The 5,595-nt window shown below is 51.5% G+C and carries 5 protein-coding genes; 1 reads left to right on the top strand and 4 read right to left on the bottom strand.

Features of this window, described 5'->3' with window-relative positions:
• Positions 1–574: 574 nt before the first annotated feature.
• The 4 genes from Q0256_RS00965 to abc-f are packed head-to-tail and all read right to left on the bottom strand — an operon-like array spanning position 575 to position 5,204.
• Positions 575–1,249, bottom strand: coding sequence for a uracil-DNA glycosylase family protein (locus Q0256_RS00965; protein ID WP_297959198.1), 675 nt, complete (start codon positions 1,247–1,249; stop codon positions 575–577).
• 7 nt (positions 1,250–1,256) lie between these two features.
• Positions 1,257–2,057 carry a peptide chain release factor N(5)-glutamine methyltransferase gene (gene prmC / locus Q0256_RS00960; protein ID WP_297959196.1) on the bottom strand — a complete coding sequence of 267 codons (801 nt, stop codon included), beginning with the start codon at positions 2,055–2,057 and terminating at the stop codon, positions 1,257–1,259.
• Positions 2,044–3,252, bottom strand: a complete 1,209-nt coding sequence (locus Q0256_RS00955; RefSeq protein WP_297959194.1) for a M48 family metallopeptidase — start codon at positions 3,250–3,252, stop codon at positions 2,044–2,046. Before Q0256_RS00955 ends, prmC begins: the two co-directional genes overlap by 14 nt.
• Before the next feature lie 5 nt (positions 3,253–3,257).
• Positions 3,258–5,204: a ribosomal protection-like ABC-F family protein gene (abc-f, locus tag Q0256_RS00950; RefSeq protein WP_297959192.1), complete on the bottom strand. Its 1,947-nt coding sequence runs from the start codon at positions 5,202–5,204 to the stop codon at positions 3,258–3,260.
• 79 nt (positions 5,205–5,283) lie between these two features.
• On the opposite strand from abc-f, the gene Q0256_RS00945 reads away from it, so the two are divergent.
• The coding region (locus tag Q0256_RS00945) for a hypothetical protein (RefSeq protein WP_297959190.1) at positions 5,284–5,595 on the top strand (312 nt) is incomplete at its 3' end.

Below are 5,595 nucleotides of genomic sequence, written 5' to 3'. Positions count from 1 at the left end.
GTGAAATTTCAATCCGTAGCGGGCGCCTAAACGGCTTTGTTTTTTAAATTTAGCTCTGCGCGAGCTTTCGTTTTTGCACGCAGCCTCGCCGCGACACGCTATCTCGCGCGATTATTTTTGCTCGTGACTTTACTCTTGCGCGAAAGAGCATGCGCTAAATTTTCAAAAAGTTCGCCCTTGCAGGCTGAAATTTGCGTGGGTGCCTCTCTTACCGAGCAAAATAAGGCGCATGGCAAGCCTTCTTGGTTTTTGCGTTTTTCTGCCGGCATAGCATGCGAAATTTTGCCCGCGATAGCTTTGCTAGGACGCACTACCGGATTTTTACTCAAAATTTTTATGCAAAAGCGAAATTTATGGACGGGCTGCTTAGTTTTGCGCCGCGCGGCCATCTCTGTATTGCGATTTAAATCCGTCGCATACCTCGCCGCCGCGTAGAATTTCCGCAAAACGCCGCTATCCTACGCCAACACTGTATTTTGCGAAGCGGCAATGTCCTAGACGGCGTAAAATTTCGCAGCGGGCGATACGTAAAATTTGATCCGCTTTGTCATATTACTACGAAATAAATTTTGCGCTACCGCAAAATTGCGCTCCGCAGCAGCTCTTCTATCTTTTGCAGATCCTCTTTGAAAAGCTCCGCTTTGCTCGGATTTTGCGCGATGAATGCGGGATCGAAGCTCGGCACGAAGCTGATGCCGCCCTCGTTAAAGACCGAGCCGTGTAGCGCGTCCATGCCCGCTAGATCGCCGTTTCGCAGCACGATTTTACAGCAGAGCTCTCCTAGGCAGAGCACGACTTTGGGCTTTAAAATTTTGATCTCGTCGGTCAGATACGGCGCGCATTTTAAGATCATTTCCGAGCTTATGCGCCTATTTTTCGGCACTGCGCACTTTATCAGAAAGCTAAAATAGATCTGCTCGGGCGCGCAAATTTGATCTAGCGCCGCTGCTACCTCAGCCTCCAAACCGCCGCCAAAACCTTCGCCAATGCCCGGCGCGAGAGCTACGATCATAAGTTTTACGCCCGCGGGAGCTTTAAAATTTTTGATAGTTTTGAAATTTTTAAAATTTTGCTCGCTAGAGCTCGTGCGCGTTTTGGCAAGCTCGCAGAGATTGCACTCGGCGGTAGCGGATTTTAGCGCATCCAGCGCCTTAAAAAATCGCTCGCCGCCGCTTAAAATTTCGGCGCCTACGTAGCGGTAGCCGAACGCTTTGTAATAAAGCAGCCTGCGTAGTTGCGAGCTTTGCACGGCGCGCCTACGATCTGTTTAAATTTCGCGCGACGAATCCGCGATCAAACTGCGCCAAATCTTTGTAAAATTCCGCCCTAAAGCCCTGCTCGCGCAAAAACTCCGACAAGCTCTGCTTTTGATCGTAGCCCATCTCGCAGGCTAGAAATTTTGCGCGCCGTGCGGCGATCAGCACGATGCGTTTTAAAATTTCATCCCCCCGCTCGCCGCCAAACAGCGCCTGTTTCGGCTCCTGCAGCACGCGCGCGTCCAATGCGTAGGAGTTTGCGATGTAGGGCGGATTTGAGACGATGAGATCAAACTCGCCCGCGATCTCATCCGCGTAGGCGCAGTGTACGAACTCGACGTCCGCGCCCAAATTTGCGGCGTTTGCGCGCGCCACCTCAAGCGCATCCGCGCTGATGTCGCTAGCCGTGATGCGGCAAGAAGGAAGTAGCTTTTTTAAGCAGATAGCGATTATGCCGCTGCCCGTGCCGATCTCGCAAATGCACGGCTCGCCCAAGCTCTGCGCCAAAGCAAGCGCTTTTTTTACCAAAATTTCGGTCTCGCAGCGCGGTATCAGCACCCGCTCGTCTACGTAAAATTTAAAGCCCATAAACTCGCAGCTTTGCGTGATATATTCAAGCGGGCGACCGTCTTTGAACTCGGCTATCTTGGCGCGAAACTCCGCTTCATGCGCGAGCTCTTCCGAGCATTTTAGCACGAGCTCTTCGCTGCTAAGTCGCTCGCAAAGCTTTAAAATTTCGCGCGCGACGTATTTTGAGCCGCACTGCCCCAAGCCCCATCTTAGCGCCTCAGCGATCCTCATCAAGCTCTCTTATGCGCTCATACAGGCTCGGGTGCGAATGATACACCGCGGCGTAAATTTTATGAGCGAGCGGAAACGCCTTGTTTTCGCTGCCCAGCTTCTTTAGCGCGCCGATCATGCTCTCTTTATCCTGCATGCTAGCGCCATGTCGGTCCGCGCTAAATTCGTGCATACGGCTAAACTTGGAGATCACCGGCTCAAAAAACGCATGCAAAATCGGCGCAAACAAAATCATAAAAACCAGCGTCGCGCCGCCGCCCGCGTTAAGCCCCAGCGCGCCGAATACGCCTGCAGGAAGGTTTCCGAATACCGCGAACGTCGCGCCCAAAAGCACGAAGCTAAGCGCTAAATTTTTCAAAACATCGCCGTGTTTGAAATGCCCGAGCTCGTGCCCTAAAACGGCTAAAATTTCATCCTCGCTCAGCTTTTCGATGAGCGTGTCGAAGAGCACGACCTTTTTCGTCGCGCCGAAGCCGCCGAAATAGGCGTTTAGGCGCTTGTCGCGCTTGCTTGCGTCGATCGTAAAAACGCCGCTACTTTTAAAGCCGCAGCGCTGCAAAAGCCCCTCTATGCGCTCTTTTAGCTCGCCGTGCTCTAGCGGCTGCATCTTATTAAACAGCGGCGCGATAACGGTCGGATAGATCAGATTTATCAGTAAAATCACGCCGAAGCTTAGCAAAAAGCCCCAGACCCACCAGTGCGCGCCCAAGCTATTTACGCAAAAAACGAGCGCAGAGGCTACCGCAAAGCCAAAAATGAGCGTGAGTACGAGCGATTTTAGCGCGTCTTTTACGAAAACGGCGGGCGTTATCGTGGAAAAGCCTAGGCGGCGATCTTTGACGAAGGTTTTGTAAATTTCAAGCGGAAGCGATATCGCGCCGCCGATGATTAAAAACGCCGTTACAAAGCAGCTCTGCGCAAAAATCCCGTCGCCAGCTAGATCGTATATCGCGCGCTGTAACGCGCCAGCGCCTGCAAGTATCCAAATAAGCGCCACCGCAAAAGAAAAGCAGTGCGAAAATATATTAAATTTTAAATTTACCGCGCCGACCTCGCCCGCCTTGCGATAATCCTCCTCGCTAAGCACCACCGCAGGCTCTTTTAGCTTGGCGCGGATAAAGCTTAGCTCGAGCAGATCGAGCGAAATTTTATAAATCGTGTAAAGCGCGTATAAAAAGATCAAAAACCAAACCATCGCGCCTACTTTAGGCTCTCGGCGAGCGAAAGCACTTCGTAATATTCATTTTCCATACTGTTTAACGTTCCTCTTTTTTCTTCAAGTTCTTCAAAAAGCCCCTGCATACCGAGCTTTTGATAAATTTCAGGCGTTGAGAGCGCGTGATTTAGCTCCTTTATGCGCGCCTCGATAGCCTCGATCTTAGCGGGGTACTCTTCTAAAATTTTATTCTGTTTGTAGCTAAGCTTCGCGGCGCTCGTTTTTTCCTTTTTGTTTTCTCGGCCGCTCTCCTCTGCGCTCGCGCCAGCGTCGGCCTCGATCTGATCGATCTCCGCCATCTCGTCTTCAAACTCCAAATACTGCGAATACGGCATTTGAATTTGATCGATCGTGCCGTTTTTTTCAAAAACCCAAAGCTTATTTGTAATCTTATCGATAAAATAGCGATCGTGGCTTACGATTATGACGGCGCCTTCAAAGCTTAGCAGATAATCCTCCAAAATATTGATCGTCGCGATATCAAGATCGTTCGTCGGCTCGTCCAAGATCAAACAATCGTACTGCTCGGTAAAGAGCTTAGCAAGCGCCAGACGGTTCTTTTCGCCGCCGCTAAGAACGCCCACGGGCTTATCCAAAAACTCCTTCGGAAACAAGAAATTTTTCAAATATCCGTATACGTGCATGTAGCTGCCGCGGACGCTTATGTGATCGCCGCCGTTTGGACAGAAAATTTCGATTATGCTTTTATCGTCCGTGATGCCGCTGCGGGTCTGATCGAAGTAGCCGATCCTGATCTCGCCGCGTTTGATCTCGCCCGCATCGATCTTGCTGCGGCCGAGTAGAATTTTAAGTAGAGTGCTTTTGCCCGCGCCGTTGGCGCCTACGATGCCGATGCGCTCGCCTTGCAAAACTCGCGCCGAAAAGCCCTTGAAAAGCACCTTGCCGTTTAAAATTTTACCGATATTCGTGCATTCAAAGAGCATCTTTTTGCGATTGTCGCCGCCCGTGCCGTTAAAGCTCCTGCTCGCGCGCTCCAGCTCGAGCCGCACGCGACGGATCGCGCCCGGGTTTTTCTTCGCATCCTGCCTCATCTGCATGATACGCGCCTTGCGCCCTTCGTTGCGCTTTAGGCGCGCCTTTACGCCGCGGTGCAGCCACTCCTCCTCTGCGCGCAGCTGTTTAAGCAGCGTCTCGTGGGACTTCTCGAGCGAAGCAAGCATCTCCTGTTTGCGCCTTAAATAGTTCTCATATCCGCCGTCGAAATTTGAAATTTTACCCTCTTCGAGCTCGATACTGCGCGTCGCCAAACGGTCGATGAAATAGCGATCGTGGCTGATAAAAACGATCGTCTGCTTCGAGCTAAGCAGCATATCTTCTAGAAATTTCACCATATAGACGTCAAGGTGATTCGTGGGCTCATCCAGCAGCAGCACATCGGGCTTTTTAAGCACCAGCGCGCCCAGCGCCACGCGACGAATTTCGCCGCCGCTAAGCGTGCAGACCGAGCGGTTTTCGTAAATTTTAAGTCCGAAATTTTGCAGCACCTGCTCGATCTTATTGTCGATCTGCCAGCCGTCCTTGGCCTCGATAAATTTAATCAGCTCGTCTTGGCGCGCTAAAAGCTCCTTGTTTTCGGGCTGTGCGGCGATTTCGCTCGAGATCGCGTCGTATTCGCTAAGGGCGGCGTAAATTTCAGCTAGCTCCCGCCTCAGCGCGTCTTTTACCGAGAGATTTTCGTCAAATTTAGGCGTTTGAGCGAGCATCTGGATATTTAGCCCGTTTTGAGTGATCACGCGCCCCTCGTCGATCTCGCACAGACCCGCAATTATCTTCATCAGCGTGGATTTGCCGCCGCCGTTTTTGCCGATCACGGCGACGCGCTCGTTAGCGTCCAGTGCGAAATTTACGCCGTCTAAAACGACGTGAGAGCCGAATTTTTTTGTAACATCGATAAGCTCGATCAAAGCCAATTTTAAGTTCCTCTAGTGTTAAATTTGATGATTTTACACAAAATTCTATTAAATTTTAATAACTTTTAAAGCTTTAGCGATGCAAAGTTTGGAATCCAGCGGCCTGCGCGTAGAAATTTTCGCCCCGCACGCGCCGTCTTTTGCGGCTGCGCCCTCCTTTACAAAAGAAGCCGCGTCCGCACCGATCATCTACCTGCATGTCTTGGAGTTTAGCGCGACCGGCACGGGCGAAATTTACGAGTTCGTCTCGCGACAAAGCGGCGCGGATTTCGTGCTTGCGGCGATCTATCTAAACGAGGCGCAGTGGGGCGATAAGCTTAGCCCGTGGGCGGCAAAATCGCCGTTTAAGGGGGTGCGCGATTTCGCAGGCGGCGGCGCGGCGCACTTGGAA

Source organism: uncultured Campylobacter sp. (assembly GCF_937949835.1).
In the GTDB taxonomy this organism is placed as follows: Bacteria; Campylobacterota; Campylobacteria; order Campylobacterales; family Campylobacteraceae; genus Campylobacter_B.
This window is presented reverse-complemented; position numbering and strand designations above follow the sequence as displayed.

Excerpts from the sequence above, each read along its gene's own strand:
- prmC (WP_297959196.1), bottom strand. The coding sequence starts at position 2,057 with ATGAGGATCGCTGAGGCGCTAAGATGGGGCTTGGGGCAGTGCGGCTCA.
- Q0256_RS00955 (WP_297959194.1), bottom strand. The coding sequence starts at position 3,252 with ATGGTTTGGTTTTTGATCTTTTTATACGCGCTTTACACGATTTATAAA.